Origin of the sequence: Paracoccus stylophorae (assembly GCF_028553765.1) — a bacterium.
GTDB classification, from domain to species: domain Bacteria; phylum Pseudomonadota; class Alphaproteobacteria; order Rhodobacterales; family Rhodobacteraceae; genus Paracoccus; species Paracoccus stylophorae.
Genome location: NZ_CP067134.1, coordinates 2,414,219 through 2,432,285 on the forward strand (window position 1 = coordinate 2,414,219; position 18,067 = coordinate 2,432,285).

At 61.1% G+C, this 18,067-nt stretch carries 8 protein-coding genes; 1 reads left to right on the top strand and 7 read right to left on the bottom strand.

The window, feature by feature from the left end; genetic code table 11:
• Nucleotides 1-4 precede the first annotated feature (4 nt).
• The 7 genes from JHW45_RS11935 to JHW45_RS17910 all read right to left on the bottom strand — a co-directional run bounded on the left by JHW45_RS11935 (nt 5) and on the right by JHW45_RS17910 (nt 16,377).
• Nucleotides 5-1,159 (bottom strand): ImmA/IrrE family metallo-endopeptidase, encoded by a 1,155-nt coding sequence (locus tag JHW45_RS11935; RefSeq protein ID WP_272857859.1) that lies wholly within the window; start codon nt 1,157-1,159, stop codon nt 5-7.
• A 3-nt stretch (nt 1,160-1,162) separates the two neighbouring features.
• A complete protein-coding gene (locus JHW45_RS11940; protein WP_272857860.1) occupies nt 1,163-5,035 on the bottom strand; it encodes an Eco57I restriction-modification methylase domain-containing protein in 3,873 nt (1,290 codons plus the stop codon).
• A gap of 2 nt (nt 5,036-5,037) precedes the next feature.
• Nucleotides 5,038-7,821: a DEAD/DEAH box helicase gene (locus JHW45_RS11945; protein ID WP_272857861.1), complete on the bottom strand. Its 2,784-nt coding sequence runs from the start codon at nt 7,819-7,821 to the stop codon at nt 5,038-5,040.
• Nucleotides 7,811-12,988 (bottom strand): DEAD/DEAH box helicase, encoded by a 5,178-nt coding sequence (locus JHW45_RS11950; RefSeq protein ID WP_272857862.1) that lies wholly within the window; start codon nt 12,986-12,988, stop codon nt 7,811-7,813. The genes JHW45_RS11945 and JHW45_RS11950 overlap by 11 nt, the downstream gene beginning before the upstream one ends.
• Nucleotides 12,989-14,911, bottom strand: a complete 1,923-nt coding sequence (locus JHW45_RS11955) for a DUF262 domain-containing protein (protein WP_272857863.1) — start codon at nt 14,909-14,911, stop codon at nt 12,989-12,991. It abuts the gene before it with no gap.
• Nucleotides 14,912-14,974: 63 nt separating this feature from the next.
• Nucleotides 14,975-15,862, bottom strand: a complete 888-nt coding sequence (locus JHW45_RS11960) for a BrxR family helix-turn-helix transcriptional regulator (RefSeq protein ID WP_272857864.1) — start codon at nt 15,860-15,862, stop codon at nt 14,975-14,977.
• Between the two features lie 287 nt (nt 15,863-16,149).
• Complete coding sequence (locus JHW45_RS17910) at nt 16,150-16,377, bottom strand: helix-turn-helix transcriptional regulator (protein ID WP_336385786.1); 228 nt, start codon at nt 16,375-16,377, stop codon at nt 16,150-16,152.
• A gap of 677 nt (nt 16,378-17,054) precedes the next feature.
• Between JHW45_RS17910 and JHW45_RS11965 the strand changes: the two genes are divergently transcribed.
• Nucleotides 17,055-18,065, top strand: a complete 1,011-nt coding sequence (locus JHW45_RS11965) for a metallophosphoesterase (RefSeq protein WP_272857865.1) — start codon at nt 17,055-17,057, stop codon at nt 18,063-18,065.
• Nucleotides 18,066-18,067 lie beyond the last annotated feature (2 nt).

The window sequence follows — 18,067 nt, forward strand, 5'->3', positions numbered from 1 at the left end:
TCCCTCACGCCTTCTCGTTCCAGAGCTTCTGGGCGGAGATGCCCATCGCCGTTTCTACGGCATTCGCGGTCCTCGTCACCGCGTACAGGTTCAGGTCCTCGAAGGCGCCCTTGTAGTTCGACAGGTAGCTTTCGCTCCTCGGCGTGAGTCCGTTGCGCATCGCCACCAGGTAGGCCGCCATCTCGGCCTCCACTTCCATCAGCGCGTGGGGCGTGTCACGCCGATCCGGAACACGGCGTCCGTTATCGGCTCCGAGGTGGCCGAGGTACAGGTGCGCCAGTTCGTGGGCGACAGTCACGAAGCGCGTCGGTGCGGCGTGATTCCGGTTGTAGGCCAGCTGGTAGACGTTCTTGCCCTTGTCGTTCTTCGCGCGGGCGAGCAGCCGGATCCAACCCGCCTGGCCGTCTCCTGCGTCGAGCTGGACGAGGTCGATCTTCTCCTTGCCGACGGCCCGCATGAACTCGGCGAAGCGGTTGTCGCTTAAATTGCCGAAGGTCGGGAAGGAGAACGCATCGACCGGCAAGTCCTTGCCCTCGGTATCCTGCACGTCGAACACGAAGTCGACCGGCCCCTTCATGCGCAACACCAAAAGCGGTCGTGCGCCCTTCTTCGGCACGCGGCCGAACCGGTGCCACCAGTCATGCGCTGTCGCGGCATGCGTCAGGCCCGGTTTCTGAATGTGCAGCAGCATCGCGTTGAACGGTGCGAATTCGCGAAGCCGGACCGTGAAGGCGAACAGCTCCTGGATCGCCTCGCTGCTGTCATAGAGCTTTGTCGCCGCGATCAGCTGGTCGATCAGGGCGCGCTCGGACTCGGTTCTTGGACCAGTTCCGTCGAACAGGTCCTTTTGAGCGTCGGGCGACGATGGCGGTGTCAGTAGTGCGTCGAGGTCGAACTTCGGCGGGTAATCGACGAAGGTTTCATCGTCGACCCGCGGGCTGAAACCGCTAACTTCGCCCTGCCGGGCCTGTTCGACGAACAGATCGAAATAGGGGCGGAACCGTCGTTCCTGCTCGGGCGTCATGCCACCCTCGCGCATCAGCACGAGGATGGACTCGGCGTCCGGCGTCCAGTCGAACCGCGAGTCGAAGATCGACTGGACCGCGCCGCGGATGAAGTCGGCCACGCGACCATTGACGACGGGGTCGATGACCGCCATCGCTCACATCCCCATCGCCGTGAATTCGCCGTTCGCTTCCATCCGGTCCCAGGCTTCGAGGACGAGGCGGCGGGTGCGGTATTCGCCGTGTTGGCGGATTTCCTTTTCCTTTAGGACGCGGAAGGTTTCGGAGGGGTAGTCGGGGCCCTTCACGTCGGCGGGGTCGAGGATGTAGCGCAGCTCGTCGCGGCTCAGGCCGTAGGCGCGGGCGTAGAAGGCGTCGAGATCGGCGCGCAGGTGGGCGCGGCGGTCCTCGTCCCAGGCGAAGGGCGGGCCGTCATGGCCCAGATCGCGGGCAAAGGGGGCGAGGCTGTGCGAAGTGTAGGTGAGTTCCAGCACCTTTGGGGTGATGAAGGCGAGGCGGGGTTCGGTGTAGAAGGTGGGAGGCAGAACTGGGAACTGGTAGACCAAAAAGAAGTTCAGGTTCGTTCCGCCGACTTTTTGCCTAGCTGCGAAATCAACGACGAGTGACGCAGTATTTGCGTAGAGCCCCGCGACCAAAGCGGGTGAAATTGTGCGAGGCATAACCCAGACCGGCAAGCTATTTCCGACACCGGCGCGCGGAAAAAGCGATGTAATGAAGGTCCGCTCATTCGTTGCGTTAGTGAGGCCGCGATGCCCCAAGAACCATGCAGCTGCCCAGCCCGTCTGACTTAGGCTTGATGAAACTTCATCGTTAGGGACCCAGTATCTTGCGACCGGTTCCCAAGTTGGCTCGTGCTTGGCGCCCTCGTCTCCGCCGTCCTCGTCGTCACCGGCAGATGCCCAGCGATGATCGTATTGGTGAATCATTTTGGCCTCGTACAATGGCACGAAGCGAGTGCTACCTTTAACCCAATCTGAATTTTCGCGGGCGAACCCATCATCTAACAATTGTGCAGCAGTGCGGAACAAATGGCTATCAGAGGTCATGTTGAACAACCCCTGTCGAAATTCAACACTCCATGGGTTGCTGTCCACGCCTTTTCCTTCGTCAATCAAGACGGGGGCGTTTGCATAAATTTTTGCGGTCAGTTCAGCGTCTGCTGCGGCACGAAAAAGCGGTGCGGTTCGGGTATTGGGGTTAATCGCGAGTATTTGACTGCGCGAAAGAAGATACCTTCGTCGGTTGTCTGCAAGGTGATCTTTGCAAAGGAGATATGATGCAAACTCGGCAGGTTCATTAGTTTTCCCCATCGTGAGAAGAGCAAACGGCGTGTCCGAATGAATTGCCGCGAAAATCTTCCAAGCGTTGTCGAACATCAGGGCTGATACCAACCGATCAGTCTGAACTAAGTTCTCAAAAAACAGGCGCTTTGAAAAGTCCGTCGCGATCCCAGTAGGAACAATCACACCTGCCCGCTGACGAGCTAGGTTAGAGAAGAGCTCTGCGAACAAGCCGTACGTGTTGACCTTGCCACGTGCCGTCAAATCAAAGCGTCCAGACTCCCGTGCGAAGTCATTGGCGGCCTCATACAACCGCTTTTCGCGCAAAAAATCTGCGAAGGCAGCTGGATCTTCAACCTCAAGTGCCGCGATGGCGCGCTTTCGGTTTGCTCCTGTTAAGACCGAAATTTCCGGCTTGATCACAGCAAAGTATTCTTCTTCTCCAAGCTGCATCACCTCCCACGGCGGGTTGCCCAGCACCACGTCGAACCCGCCGCGCTGCATCACATCGGGGAACTCCAGCGGCCAATGAAAGGCGCGGGCGCGGCGCGCGGCCTTGGGCGCGTCCATCATCGCATTCCGGATCTTGCCCTGATTGAGGGCCAGCCACAGCTCCTCGGTCGTCGGCACGGTCCGGGCCGTGGCCCCCGCCGGTGCACCGCCCACCTTGGGCAGCAGGAAGGCCGCGACATAGAGGTTCGCCGCCGCCGTCGCCCGCACAAAGGCCTGCCCCTTTCGCAGTTCCTTGAACCGCGCGGCCTTGGCCTCGATCTGTTCCACCGTATCCTCGGGCAGGTCGCGGAAGCCCGAGAAATCCAGCGCCAGCGGCTTCATCGCCGGCATCGACGCCCGACCGGCGCCGAAGTCGAACCCGCCTTGACCAGCCGTCGCATCGCGATTGGCCTTGAGATAGTATTTCGCAGTTTCCTTGTCGTCGCCGGTCAGCGGCTTGTAGGCGGCGTCGGGGATACCGTCCTGCAGCACCTGCAGGTCGAACACCCCCAGCAGCGCATCGCCGCAGCGGATCTGCGCGTCGAAGAAACCGAGGGGAAGGCCCGGGTCCACCGTCTCGATCCAGAGCGCGACCTTGGTCAGTTCCACCGCCATCGGGTTGCGGTCCACCCCGTGGATGCAGCAGCGCGCGACATCGCGCAGGGCGTGGCGGAAATCGGCGAGCGAGGGCGTGCCCTCGGCCCGGATGCGCGCGAGCCGCGTGGCGATGCGGCGGGCGGCGGCCAGCAGGAAGTGCCCCGAGCCGCAGGCGGGGTCGATGACCGAGAGCTTCAGCAGCGCCCTGTCAGGATCGTCCGCCTCGGCCTCGGTCTTGTCGAGCACGGGGTCGAGGGCGGTGTCGAGCAGCGCCTGAACGAGGCTGTCGGGAGTGTAGTAGGAGCCGGTGGTCTTGCGCTGGTTGCCCTTTTGCTCGGCCGCCTCGGAGGCGAAGACCAGCGTCTTGCCGTCGTCGCCCAGCTGCGGCTGGAGTTCGAGGAGGGACTCGTAGACCGAGCCCAGTTCCTCGGTCTCCATCGCGCGCCAGTTGACCGGGACCATGCCGGTCTTGTCGGCGAGCCAGGAGAGGCGGTAGAGCGCCTCCATGAAGGCGCGGTTGCGCAGGCGGGCGGTTTCGAGGTGGGGCAGCCGGTCCTCGGCAAAGAGGCCGCCGAGGGCGGGCAGCGCAAGGGCGGGCTGGCCCTGCGTGAGGGCGCGGAAGACGATCTTCATGCCTTCGTAGCGGTCGTGGTGCTTGTCCCAGGTGGTGGCGCGGTAGCATTGCTTGCGCAGCGACTGGACCGAATAACCCTGTGCGTAGAGGGCGCGGGCCTCGGGTTTGGCCTTTTCGGGGTGAAGAAGGTTCCGGTCCTCGGCCACCATGAGGAAGATCAGGCGGTAGACGAGACGCAGGAGCTCGTTGAACCATTCGGTCAGGTTCACTTCACCGGACTGGAGTTTCGCGGCGAGGTCGGGGTTGGCCTCGAGGAAGCCAGAGCCGAGCAGTTTGAGCGCAAGCTGGACCTGACCGGCCAAGCGATCACGCGCGGCTTCGCCTTCCTTGGAGCCAGCATCGCGCCAGCGTTCAAGGGGGCAATCGGTGGCGGGGGTGTCTGCCGCGCCGAAGCGGGTACGGTGGATCAGGAGCCAAAGCACCGCGAAGGACGCGATGTCCTCGTTGGTGAACATCTGCGCCAGATCGGCCTCGATATAGGCCGGACGGGTCAGCGAGGCATTGTCCCGCATGAGGCGCAATAGCATCCCGTTGGTCACGATGCCCCAGAGGGCCTCGTCCCGATCATTCAGATGATCTTGAAGGGCGAATGCCGGAGAGCGCGACCTGTCCGTCGAGAGCGTCGGGCTGCGGCGATCAAGCAGCTCGGACGGCGGGACGACGACGACAGGCACACGGTCGGACGCGATCAAGGCGATCGGTGCCGCCGCTACCGCGAGGTCGGTGTACCCGAAGGTTTCCTTGAAGAAGTCGGCGATGAAGCGTGAGGTAGCGGCGGCCGAGGGGTGCTCGATCTTCGCAAAGGCATCGAAATGCGATTGGCCTACGCGGAAGGCGGTGGCGATTTCCTCGCGGATCTGCAGACCTTTGCGAACCCCGTATTCCTCGGGGGATTGCTCGGGTGCTTGGCGCTGATCGATCTTGGCGATCATCGCTGGCGCGATCAGGTTGCCTTCGAGGCTCAGCAACGGCCACGCGGACATATCGGTGATTGGTTTGCGGGCCATGATTACACCTCCCCCGGAACAAGAACGAAGAGGCCGATGACGTCTGGGGGAATGATCGGCTCGACACTGACACGCGACGCGGAACCGGCGGCAGCACGAAGACGGGCGTGGTCTTCAACCAGCTCTGCGGCACGCTTTTGCACGAAATCGGCAATCGGGCCGCCCAGCAGGTCAGGAAGGGCCGCCTTCGCCGTATTGATCATCCGGTCGCGGGCAACAGGCGCAAGATCAGCAGTCGCGGAAGAGGCAAGCAGCGCGCGCGCCTCGCTGCCAGAGGCGATCACCGTGTTGCTGTCGAGGGCAACGAGGGCGGCCTCCTCTGCCAGCAGAAGGCGCTCGCGCCTTGCATGAACCGTGAGCTTGTAACGAATACGCAGGAGCGCGACACGCGTCATCTGAGTGACGGCGGCACTCGGCCAGGCCCCGACACGACCGATGCCCAGATCCGGCAGCGCTTCGGTGTCAAGAGAGGCTTCAAGCAGGCTTTCTGCCAGGGACGATGTCAGCGGATGGGTTCTTGTCAGAAGTGAAGCGCCAGAGGGTACCGGTTCCTGCGTGGCCAGTTTCAGAGAGCCCTTCAGCCCACGCTGCTCCAGCTTTTCCTTGAGGCTGTCCTGAAGGGCGTGCACATGGGCGAACTGCAGCGATTTCTTCTTCTCGAGGGGCACCCCGAAGCGAGACATCGCGCGCTCGAGGAATTCGAGCGTTTCCGCTGGCGATCCAAGCAGTGACTTCACCTTGTCCCATTCAGGAGCGACTTCACTTGGCTTCATTGCGTTTTGTGCAAACCGGGCGCGCGACCGCTTTTCGTTCTCGCTTGCATCGCGCCAGCGGGTCTCCATCACCTGGATACCGTCGCCGATTTGCAGGTCCAGCGTCAGCTGCTTGTGGCTGCCACCGCCACGGCGAAGCATCATTGCCGCCATCAGCGCATCGGTGACCGGTCCCCGCTCGTCGGGGAGAGGCACAGTCACGCCCGTCGCCTTGCGGATTTCTTCAGCCTTGCGGAGAATGACGTCCAACACGGCACCGTCGATGGCGCTGTCGGGCGAAAACATCATGATCGAGCGAACGAGTTCGGCGGGCTGTCCGAAACGATCCACGCGACCTTCACGCTGTTGATGGCGCGTCGGATTCCAGGAAAGGTCGTAGTGGATCACGGTGTCGAACAGCTGTTGAAGGTTGATCCCCTCCGACAGGCAGTCCGTGGCGACAAGGATGCGCTGATCTGTGGCGGCATTTTCTTCCGCCGCCATTTCCGCGACGCGGTCGCGACGTTCGTCCGGCGTCAATTCACCCGTTACCGCCTGAATATTGAGTTTGGGGAAGGCCTTACGAAGTCCTTCCTTCACATGTTCGGCCGTGGCGAGGTAACGGCAGAAGACGACAGGGTTGGCGCCGTCTTTGATCAAGGGTTTGAGGGCCTTGATCAGGGCGTTCAGTTTGGGATCTTCGACCGCAAGAAGTTCGCTGGCCTTGTCGAGTAGCCCTTGGAGAGCGGGATCATTTGAGAAGACAGTATTTGGCTCAATGTCGACGGCGTCTTCGTCATCGCCATCTTCGTCATAAATCTGCGGCTCGAGGCGGTCGTCTTCATTGGAAGCTCGGTTCCGCAAAGCGCTCATCGCGGCTGCTGGTGACGATCCGACACAACGCATTAGTGCCAGAGTGCCCCAGAATGCGAGGCGGCGATCCTTTTGCGCGTCTCCAGCCCGAGATACGACCGAGAAGCAGTAATCAAGTACGGCCTCTTGGAAGGCAACATGCTCGTCGTTCAGGCGATACGAGTATTCGGTCGTTTCATGCTTGGGGAAGGAGCGGTTCTCATCCCAGTCGCCCTCGACAAGGTCGACGCGCCGCCGCTGAACATAGTGCCTGACCAAGCGCTCTCGGTACTTCTGGTTGTCGAAGTTGACGGTCCCGAATTCCGTATCGATTAGCGACAGAAGCCGAGCGAACGCTTCTTCGTCCCCGGAGTGCGGCGTGGCTGTCAGCAGGATCAACCGACGCGCAGGATCGCGTGCAAGGCCTTGGAGTAGGTCGAAACGCTGCTGCTTTCCCTTGTGCGTGCCGACGCAGGCGTGTGCTTCATCGACGATAACGAAATCCGGACAGGCCCTGGCGAACCCATCCCGACGTTTCTCGGCTTTGATGTAGTCAAGGCTGACCACCGTGAAGGGGTAGGCATCGAAAAGGGTTTGCGCCAATGGGAGGTTGCGCTCCAGACGTGCGGCAGTCCCGGAGGTGACGGCAACAGCATCGATCCCGAAGCGATCCTTCAATTCGGTGATCCACTGGTCCACGAGGTGCGGAGGGCAGAGAACCGAAAACGCATCGACTTCTCCGCGATCCATCAGTTCGCGGAGGATCAGACCCGCTTCGATGGTCTTGCCGATGCCAACGTCGTCGGCAATCAACAGCCGCGGGACCTGAAGCCGAAGGGCCATGAGAAGCGGGACCAACTGGTAAGTCCGAGGTTCGAACGCGAGCTGTGCGGCAGACCGGAACGGACCTGCCCCTCGGCGGAGTGTCAGTCGCAACGCGTCGGCAAGAAGGGCCGCCTTGGACTGCACTGTCGTGCGCGCGCCGTCAGGCAGGTCGAAACGAGCGGCTTCGACCGGTGTAAGCTCCAGATCCGGAGCAAGAACCACGATGTCGTTTTCATTGCCCGAGAGAGGACGCAGGGCAAGCAGGCCCTCACCGGGTGTCGGCAAGGCAACCCATTCACGGCCGCGCGCTCTGACAAGGTCTCCAGGAGTAAAATTCACAGTCATATCAACCTTCAAAATTCTTCATGAAGCCATCCGGCAGTCCTTCCGGTGGCGCCGAAGGCAATCCAAAAACGACCCAGCCCTTGTTTACCGCGTCTGCCTCAGCTTCTGCTGTCAGGTCAGCGGTCGTAGCGGCGACCGCGAAAGCGCGCCAAACGAACTCGAATTCCCGCCCACCAAAGCTCGCAGGCATCGTATCGACTTGGGGAATGCCTGCCGCGCTGAATGCCTCAAGCCATGGTGATGGCACGGTTCCAGCGGTCGGCTTCGCAGCAAGGGAAATTGTGCCGCGTGCAAGATCGATCAGGAATTGCGCCACTTCCGGGCTAGAGCGGTCGATCAGCTCATGGTCCGGTTGGTTGAAGTAGGACAGCAGGCAACGGTAGCAGCCGCGAACACAGCTTCCGTCTTTCTTCTCCTGCAACAGATCCGCATCACCCGCCGCAATCGCTGCATCCACACTCTCGAAGTGCATCAGACCCAGTGCGGTTTTCGCCACCTCGTTGATTGCCTTTCCGTCATCAATCAGGCGCGTGAGCACGCCGGCGCCGCCTTCCGTTGCCTCGTAGGCAAGGATTGCGCGACGGTTGTCCCTCGCGGGGAGCGGTTCACCGAGGATTTCGCCCTCTTCCAACTGGAAAACCACCTCGATTCCGCGCAGCAACGCATGCTGAACCGTCGCGATTGTCTCGGACTCATACTGCTCTGGCTTATCGAAGCGGAACAGCAGGGCATTCTTTCTATCGCGGACGATCGGAACAATGCGAACCGGCTTGACCACGTCCGGCGGGACGTCCGTGTCGCTGTCCTCGTCGTCGGATTTCGCCCAGTATCCGGACCTCGGATCGATGTGGAAACCGAAGACCGTCTGGTCCTTTCGGCGCTTCAAGCCCTTGTTCAGTCGGCTGATTTCTGCGCTGTTGGCGTATTGCAGGGCCAAGAGGGAAGTCTCGCCACAGACGAATTTGGCGTTGGTCACTTGGACCTGCCCATCCTTCTTCGGCCAGGAGAAGACGGTCTGGATGTCAAAGCCCTGCCGAACGCGCTCTTCATCATTCGCCGTGATGCGCTCAGTCGGAGCGGCCTCGACGTTGTCGATGCGCAGGGTCTTCTTGATGGGGACCTCACCCGCCATGTGGTTGTTGCACCCATGGCACCGCTCGACCTCGCCCTCATGCGATGCGCCACAGTTGGAGCAGATGTAGATATCCTTGGTCGCCAATTCCGATCCGTCGCCCTGACGCACCTCGGGCGGCAGTTTGGCTTTCATGACCCGGTAGGCGCGGCCCTCATGATAGATCAGACTGCGCGGGCCGAATTCGGAAATTGCGAGGAAGCGGGCTCTGGACAGGAATGACCCTGTCTTACCTTCGCCAGGAACAAACGCGTAGAGTGGCAGGCGCGGGAAGTTGTACCCGGGCAGGAAGCCCTCTGTTGCCAGATACCGATACGAATAGAAGTCGGAGCCATTCGAGGCTTTGCCTTGTTCGAGGATGGCGATCTGATCCTGGGCCTGCATTTGCGCGGCTTTGATCTTGCGCCGGTCGGCTCCCGATAGCCCCGTAATCTCCGAACGCTTGTTGGCCTCGGCCAATTGCGTCCTGGCAGAACTATAAAGCTCCCGCCAACGGTCGAAGGCGCGGTCAAACTCTTTTGGGGCATTCATGGCCGTGTAAAGAACGAACTCGTCTGGATCGTCCATCCAGATCGGGGTTTGCCCTCCCTCGGACGCCAGAATCTGCTTCAAGACACGCGCCATCGGTCCCCGTGCCTGCGAGACCAGAGCGGGTTTCGAGATGACCTCCAGAACGTCTTCCTTCAGCGGGAATTTGTCCCCGTGAAGGTCCAGGATCTCTGGGATGTCGGGAGAAAGCGCCAGTTTCGCTTCCGCCAGCCACACCGCATGCAGGTGCGATCGGACCAGCTCTTCATTGGTAATGTCGAGCGCTGGCGGCCGCACGACGCCGGCGACCATATCGTTGCGCCGTTCAAAGAAATACTGGTCATGCGGAGACCCCGAGGCGCAGTAGGTCACGACAACCGCGGCCTGACCCAATCGACCGGCACGACCAGCACGCTGCGCGTAATTCGCCGGCGTAGGAGGTACGTTGCGCAGGTAGACGGCGTTCAAGGCGGAAATATCAACGCCGAGTTCCATGGTCGGAGAGCAGAACAGCGTGGGCAGGAATCGGTCTGACTCGCCAGTCGCCCGAATTTCCGTTCGGTACTCCGAGGTCGCGAGATGGTCCATGTCGTCCTGCTCGAAACGGAACCGCCATTCCCGCCATTCACGCTGCTTCTGTGAGACCTGAGCCGTGTGCTCGCGTCCCTCCAGCCCCCAGTAGGAACTGCGCCCGTGGCCAAGATCACTGGCAATCGCGGTGTAAAGGTCGTGGAAATATCGGTTGCCGCGGTGGGTTTCATCATCGAGGGCCGGTCCCGGCACAAGCCGAACCGCAGATGGTGACAGACGCCAGCCCGTCACATCGCTATCGAGTTCGACAGGAACCAGCAGCCCTTCGTCGCTCAGGAAGGCAAGCATCCCTTCCATGAACTCGTAGTATTCATCCTTGTTCAGCTTTGTGCCGAGAACGGACTTCCGGTTCACGAGCCGTGCGATCCGCGAATTGGGACCTGCCCGAAGAAGCGTTTGTTCTTCACGCAGCGTGACGACGTTCTTGCTGCCCGCGCGCAGGACAAGCGAGGACCGCGCTCGCGGGTTTTCCTTTTGGTCAATGGCCCAAGGTGCCTGAAGCAGCATTCGGGATTTCTGGGCCACGCCGTCGAGGACAGTCAGGTCCAAGGCTTCGGTCTGAACAGCCAGGCCCTCGAGCATCGCGGACAAAATCGCCTTTAGAATTGCCTGCCGCTGTTCGAGGCTGAGGTCTCCCAGCGCTGGATGGATGGCCATGAAGCGCTCGCGATCTTCAGAGATTTCTTCGAGGCCGAGGAAATTCACGTCGATCAGGTTCAGGACAGACAAGCTGGGGTTGGTGAAGCGCCAACCGCGACGCAGGTCCGTCCAGACACGATGGGCGAGTACCTTTGCGAGCGACCGTTGGGCATCTTCACGAATGATGGCACCAGCATTCGAATCCAGCAGCCAATGCTGGCGCGCCTCTTTGTTGGCGGCAGTAAAGCCGAGCGCCTTCACCACCTGCAGGCCGAACTCGTCTTCTGCGAGCCCACCTGAGCCGGCAGCAATGACCGCGCGAAGTATGGCTCCGCGCAACAGGCTTACGAACAGGAAGTCATTGAAATGGCCAGACTGCAGGGCTGCATCCTGACGGTTATCCGTGAACCCCAAAAGCTTCCGCTTCGTCTCGGGTACGCCGCTGCCAGGTTTGTTCATCCACTCCAGGGCGCTGGCGACCAGCAAGGTTGTTGCCGAGCTTCGCCCTTCGCCGGACAGCCCCGCCAGCTTGCTGCGCTCACGCATCCCCTGCGTCGGTTCGTCATGGCAGCACAGGCAGAACGCGAACTTTCCCGGGATGAACCAGAAATCGTTTCCGCCCGCTCCGTGGCGACCATCAGCACCGACGACGTAGGACACCGGCATACGCTTCTTGCGATACCCTCTCAGCCGTTCAATGCCGTTTTTCTCTTCTCGCCAGCTTTCGGGGTAACCCTCAAGCTCGCCTGTGAACTGGAAGTCAGTATCGCCGGGCGTCACCGGACAGAGATACCCTGCGACCTCGTCTTCTTCAGTGTCGAGCGGCGTGTCGTCGATGCTTCGAGGCAGAAAGCGCAAGCTCCCATCATCGTCGACCTTGGTCACGACATGGTATTCTTGGCCACAATTTCGGCAGAACCGCGTGGGGTAGAGGCGGTTTCCAGGGGCTTCGGGGTCCTCGAGCTGTCCTTCAAGAAGGATCCGACGCGGCCTGGCTGTGAGCGTCGTAAAGACTTCACCGGCACCGGAGATGAAACGGTGGAGTTTGAAGGCGAGAAAGGCTCCGTCCTTCGTGCCGCCGCGCTCATTCTCCGGCAGGCTTACCCGGGTCAGGAATTTTTCGAGATAGTCTCGGCAGGTTTCGGCATCGACCGCGCTGGCCAGAGAAAGCTTTTCAACGGCTTCTTCGAAAGGGCTAGGCTTCTTCCTGCGAAGCTCAAGCCCATCATCCAATCCGAGTTCGAGTTCGGCCCACACCGAGAGCGGATGGCGCTTCAGGGTTTCGTCATCGAGTGCGTCCGGCAAAGGCTGAGTCAGGGCCGTCTTCAAAGCGCCAAGGACGTGCTCGGTCTTCAGGGTGTCATCGGTCGCGCGCTGCAAAGACTCGTCGATGACCGCGTCCGGGCCAATGTCGGTGCCAAACAGACGAGACGCTACCTTCGCGACAGCAAGCGCGCGGCTCTCGTCCGATCCCTCGGAGGCCATCGTTGCCGAGGTCCCAATGCAGATTGGCTCCTTGTCCGGCGAGCACCTGTCCCGCAGGCGTCGAACGAGGACCGCGACATCGGCACCTTGGCGCCCGCGATAGGTATGGAGTTCGTCGAGAATGATGAACTCGAGACCGGACGCGTTCGAGACGACTTTCGAGTCCAGGTCGTCCTGACGCGTCAGAAGCAATTCTGCCATCATGTAGTTCGTCAGGAGAACGTCGGGCGGATTGGCAGCGATGCGCTCGCGTTCTTCACGGCTTTCCTGACCGGTGTAACGCTTGACCACCGGCTTGAGCTCATCGGGCAAACCGGAACCGGCGATGAACTTGTCGATCTCCTTCATCTGGCTATTTGCCAGTGCGTTCATGGGGTAAACGATGATTGCCGTCGTGCGGCGCGGCTTTCCTGCGCGTCGCGCGCGGATGATCGCGTCGACAACCGGCACAAAGAAGCACAGGGATTTCCCCGAACCCGTGCCGGTCGTGACGACATAACTCTTTCCTTGCTTCGCCTTCGCGATCGCCTCGGCTTGGTGCCGGTGAAAGCGAAGAGGCGTGGTGCCAAACCGGAAAACCTTGCCCGTGCCGTCGTCGAGATCACCCGTGGCGACAAGTTCATCGACCGTCGGCCCCGCCATGAAGCGTGGGTTCAGAGACAAGAGGGCATCCGGCCAGAATTTTCCGGCGTCGTACTGGGCATCGATCTCGGATTTCAGGTCGGGCGCCCGGATTGCGCTGAATGAACGCGAAAAGTGCTCGTAAGCACGGATCAATTGATGGTCGAACTCAAACGCTTTCATTCAGGCGGCCTCCTCGGTGTCCGGGCTTGGAACATCGAAGCCCTCGTCGTCCTGGAGAACGTCCTCGCCTTCCTCCGGTACGGAATCTGCCCTGACGATCGCATGCCCGGTTGCCTTTGAAATCATGGCAAGGAGCCGCGTCTCCCGATCCGCCATGAATCCCTCGAAGTCATCCGCCCTCAGCAAGGAGGGATCCAGCCCGTGGGACGCCAGATAATCGTCAAGCGCTTCGCGGGTGATCGGCGGGTTGTCCTTTCCGCCTGTTTCCAGTCGTTCCAGGTAGATCGATGGTGCTACGCCGCCAAGAATGCGGTTGGTCTTATAGCTGAGCGGCGTCTTGTTGACGACGGTGTCAAAGACCTTCGGCTCGATCTTCTGCTTCTTGCACCAGTCCTGCGGGAAGATGTGGTGGATATCGACGTATTCGTCAAAGAACACGGTGTCCTTGAAGTGCTGGCCAGAGCGAAGATCTCTCGCGCCTTCGGCCATCAGAAGGGCATGGATGCCCTTGTAGGCAGCCGACAGGCGGGTGCGCAGGGTGCGCAGGCGTTCCGGTCGGAAACGGCCATCGGTGATTGTGCTGGGTTCGGGGCCACCGTCTAGCCATGCGGGCACCTCGAGAACGTCCTTGGCAAATCGGGACTCGATGGCCGAGCCATAGAGTTCGCCAAAAATGCCGCACCAGAACCAGCGGGCGAGCTGGTCCTTCACTGCGGCGTGGTCGAACCTAGGCCCGATGATGGCGAGGATCGCGGCAAAGGGGACAAGCTGCCCCTGATAGGGCAGATCGATGACCCGATAGATGTGGTTCTGTCGGAGGAACTTCGCTGCCGTCTTGAACCCGTCTTCGACCGCAGCTCGGTGCTTCAGGTAGGCCTCCAGCGGCAGGTCGAGGAGCGACTGACGCGTCGCCCGGACTGCGGACAGTTCCGACTCCTTGCGCCCGGCAGCTATTTCGGCCGCGCGGGTCTCGACCCCATGCAGGAGGGCGATAGCCTGTAGCACGTCGGTGGCTGCGACCTTCTCCAGCACGCCAAACTTCTGTTCGGCCGCCCGCCCAAAGAGCTGAAGCCGGGTCTGCAGCCCCGGCTGGCCGTCGGCGCCGAGCCAGTCGTCCCGCAGGCGATGGCCGCGGGCTGCATACATCGCTGTCACAAGCTCGAATGCGTCGAGCGGCTTGCCGCCGGTATTCACCTTCTCAAAAACAAGACAGACGGCCTCGTGGGAGGTGTCGGGGCTCAATGCGATTACGGGCAGCTGGTAGGCCTTGAAGTTCTGAAGGACCTCATCCTTGAACGGCTTGAAGAGCTTGCGTGTCTCCGGGTCGTTTTCCAGCCAGTATTCGTTGAAGCCATCTTGCCATTCGTCCCAGTCAAAAACCTGGTTCAGCGGGAACATGAGATTTTGGTATTCGAGTTCCGGCGTGGAGAGATCGAGGTCGATCTTCCGGTCGAAGTCCGACTTGATCCGCCGATCCTCGGGTACAGAGACAATGGCGTTTTCGCGGTCCTCGGCCGGATTCATGGCTTTTTGAATGTCGATGTAAAACCAGCGCTTCACGAGCTTGAGGCGAGGCGTGACCGTTTGCACCACATCGCGGCGCAAGCAGGTCTGATAAAGCGAGGTCATGCGCTGCTGGCCATCCAGCAAGAGCTGATCCGGTGCGTCGTCGCCAACTGCAGCATCCGCCCCCTGGATTGGTCGGCGTGCGAAGGTATCAGCCGCACCAGGCTTCACCTCCAGCGTCATCAAGGCGCCTACCGGAAACGCCTGCGAGATCGAGGCGATCAGCCCCTTGATCCGTTCCTCGTCCCAAACCCAACTGCGCTGGAAATCCGGCAACTGAATCTTGCCGTTCCCACACTGACGGAGAAGCTCCTCCAAGCTGACCGGGTTGGTCTTGAATGCCGCTTGTTTACCCAATCTGGCTCTCCTCAAGTGAACTTGCGGGCTTCTGACAACTGGACGCGATGTCCGAAGAAGGCTTCATTTCGAACCCTCCGGAGCGCCAGCTGCTCGAATGCCGCTGAAAATCTCGTCGCGATTGATCAGCACGATCTGTTGGTCTTGGGGCGCACGGGCTTCGGGGGCGGTATCTAGACCGAGGCGTTTAAGCGCATAGTAGAGGAGCGCACGTCTCACCTTGATCTTCGCCTTGCCGCCGCGCATGCCATAATCGAGCGCAATAACCTTCGCTTGTGTTTCCGAGAGGTCGGGGTGGGGCCCGACTTCCAGCGCAACCTCGGCAAGCCAGTCTTGATCGTCGCCGGCCGATTTGTCGCTTTCGCCCGAGCCTCGGACCTCAAGCATCCGAGACAACAGGAAGTCCTTGAAGCAATCGTCGGTTTGGCAGAACGCCCGAGTGTGCCACCGGAAACCGTCAAACGCGATGGCATGGGGGGCGATCCAGCGCCAGCGCGGCACGGGGCTGGACAGGGACTGGTACTTTACCTCGATCGCCTCGGACCGACGGATGGCGCCAACGACCGAACGAAGCGTCGCCGGATTGACCCCACGAACCGGCGTAGGGGCGGCCGCGTAGGGCGGGAGGTTGGCGATCCAGGCGTCCTCGCGGTCGAGGATCCCGTCAGCGACCGATCGCAGCTGTGCAAGGTAGCGGCTCGCGTCTGGTTCGAGGAACTGGGGCTTGAACTCGGAGCCACGTACATAGGTTCGCGCACTCTTGTCGTAGACCATGTTGTCTGGCGCGAAGCCGATGTAGCGGTTCAGGTCGGTGGACGCCTGGTTCACCGAGACCCCGAACTGGTCCATCAGATCGCTGCGGTTCACATGCCCCTCCCAGAACAGGCGGAACTCTATGAACTCGAGGCGCTGCTCGACACCCCAGCGAAGTTCCGACCGGTCGCTCTCCAAAATCACCTCCGGGCCAGATTGGTGGACCCGCAAACTATGCGGGCCCATTTTCTGTGCTCTCGATGACGCTAACTGAGGGGAGGAAAGCGGGCAATCGAAATTGCGCGTAAAGTGATTGTTTTCGAACGCGGTTCTATCTGCAGATGTGGATGGAGGTTATGGCTTGGGCCGGAGGGGCGGAATGGGTGCGTGGTGGCGAACTGCAGGCTATTCAGCACACGCAACTTCCCTGCGCAGGTCAGAACTAGTTGCCGCGCAGGGTTTTGCTGACGATGCCCGCGCCGGTTTCAGCGCCCAGCCTTGATCTCCTCCAAATCACGCAGCTCTTGCTGTTCGAACGCCAGCACATCTTCGACACGATAGATCACTCGCCCGCCTAGCTTCATGAAGCGCGGCCCATCGCCGATCCACCGCCACCGCTCAAGTGTCCTTGGGCTAATTCTCCATCGGGCAGCCAGCTCGATTTGACTGAGGCACATTTCTCGCATTTCCGCTTCCTTTCGAACGACCACCATGGTCGCACGACAACGAATGCGTAGAAAGAAAACCTATTCAAGTCAGTGTGTTGGGGACGCTGCGCGTTGCCGGCGGCGCCCTTCGGACAGTGGGCGCAGCATGGAATTGCCCAGTGAACCGGCGTCGAATTGCGAAATGTTCCCTAGAACTCCGTTAAGCCCTGCAGATTGCCGGAGCCCCCTCAGGGGTCACGGGAGACGGTCCAGTTGTAAGCGCACCTCCTCCGCCATCATCCCTGTTGCGAACACGAACAGGCGCCTATCGCGGCGCGGAAATACTCGTGTTTTCAAAGGGCTTTGCTGCACCCATGCGAACCTCCGAGACTGTGCGCCAGGCAAGTTTCGGGCTCTGAACGGCGCTCCGTCTCTGTTCGGGCGAACCTCGCCGAATTCGGTTCGGTCAGATTTTTCGTCGTCTTTCCAACAGCCTGAGTCCCAACCCCGCCAAAACTTCGCCCCTTGTTTCCATCGCTCTCAAAGCGAACAGAGCCGCAACACGCGAGAGGCGCAGCCGCTGTGTGCGCTGGCCGAGTGGCGCGTAGCGGTGGCGGTGTCCGCCCCTGGCGTCTATCGGAAAACCCCGACGACAAAAGGACTTGAGCTCGATACGGTTAGGAGGCGCGGGCGTCGACCGGCGGCACGCTCGGACCCACGATCAATCAGTTCCAGGAGAGGGCATGGGAACAGTCGATATCATCCCCGACATCCACGGGCAGATCGCTAAACTACAGGGAGCGCTCGATGCCCTCGGATGGCGGCGGAGGCCGGCGGGCTGGTTCCATCCCGACCCGGAGCGGACCATTGTCTTTCTGGGCGACTTCATCGACCGTGGGCCGGAGAACCGGGCCGTCATTCACCTGGTGCGCGACCTGATCGACAGCGGCAAGGCCCTCGCGATCATGGGCAACCACGAACTCAATGCCCTTCACTTCCACACGGCCCACCCCGAGACCGGCCAGCCCCTCCGCGCTCATTCGGAGAAGAACCTGCGCCAGCACGCAAGCTTCCTGGCGGAGTTCCCCGTCGGTGCCGGCGAGACCCGCGAGGCGCTGGCGTGGATGCAGAGCCTCCCTCTGTTTCTGGAAGCTGAGGGGTTCCGCGCCGTGCATGCCTGCTGGGTCGACCCCGCGATCGACCGCGTGCGGGCGCTCACCGACGACGGCGTTTTGTCCGAAGCGCAGTTGATCCGCGCGGCTGACCCTGCCGACGAGCTTTTCCACCTTGCCGAGGAAATCACGAAGGGGCCCGAACAGCAGCTTCCAGATGGGTTTGCATTCCGCGACAAGGAAGGCACCCACCGCGATCACGTTCGGCTGCAATGGTGGAATGCAGGGGCCCGGACCTGGCGTGACATCGCTATCTCGGTTCCTGTTCCGGATGATCTGCCCGATGCACCACTACCGGGAACCCTGATGGCGCAGACCTATCCCGTCCACGAACGCCCGTCTTCTTCGGTCACTACTGGCTCAGCGGCGATCCGGTCCTGCAGGCTCCGAACGCGCTGTGCCTCGACTATTCCGCCGGCAAGGATGGGCCGCTGGTCACATACGAACTGCACCCGGGTGAGACGTTGCTCTCCCCCGACCGGGTTTGGCTTCACGCGATCCCTGACTGACCCTTCGTCTCAGTCGAAAACCCTCACCGGCTGCTCTTCCCACGGCAGGGACGCCACGAAGCACAGGTCGTAGAT

What these genes read in the sequence shown, in the direction of transcription:
- JHW45_RS11935 (WP_272857859.1), bottom strand. Translation starts at nt 1,159, where the DNA reads ATGGCGGTCATCGACCCCGTCGTCAATGGTCGCGTGGCCGACTTCATC.
- JHW45_RS11940 (WP_272857860.1), bottom strand. Translation starts at nt 5,035, where the DNA reads ATGGCCCGCAAACCAATCACCGATATGTCCGCGTGGCCGTTGCTGAGC.
- JHW45_RS11950 (WP_272857862.1), bottom strand. Translation starts at nt 12,988, where the DNA reads ATGAAAGCGTTTGAGTTCGACCATCAATTGATCCGTGCTTACGAGCAC.
- JHW45_RS17910 (WP_336385786.1), bottom strand. Translation starts at nt 16,377, where the DNA reads ATGGTGGTCGTTCGAAAGGAAGCGGAAATGCGAGAAATGTGCCTCAGT.
- JHW45_RS11965 (WP_272857865.1), top strand. Translation starts at nt 17,055, where the DNA reads ATGGGAACAGTCGATATCATCCCCGACATCCACGGGCAGATCGCTAAA.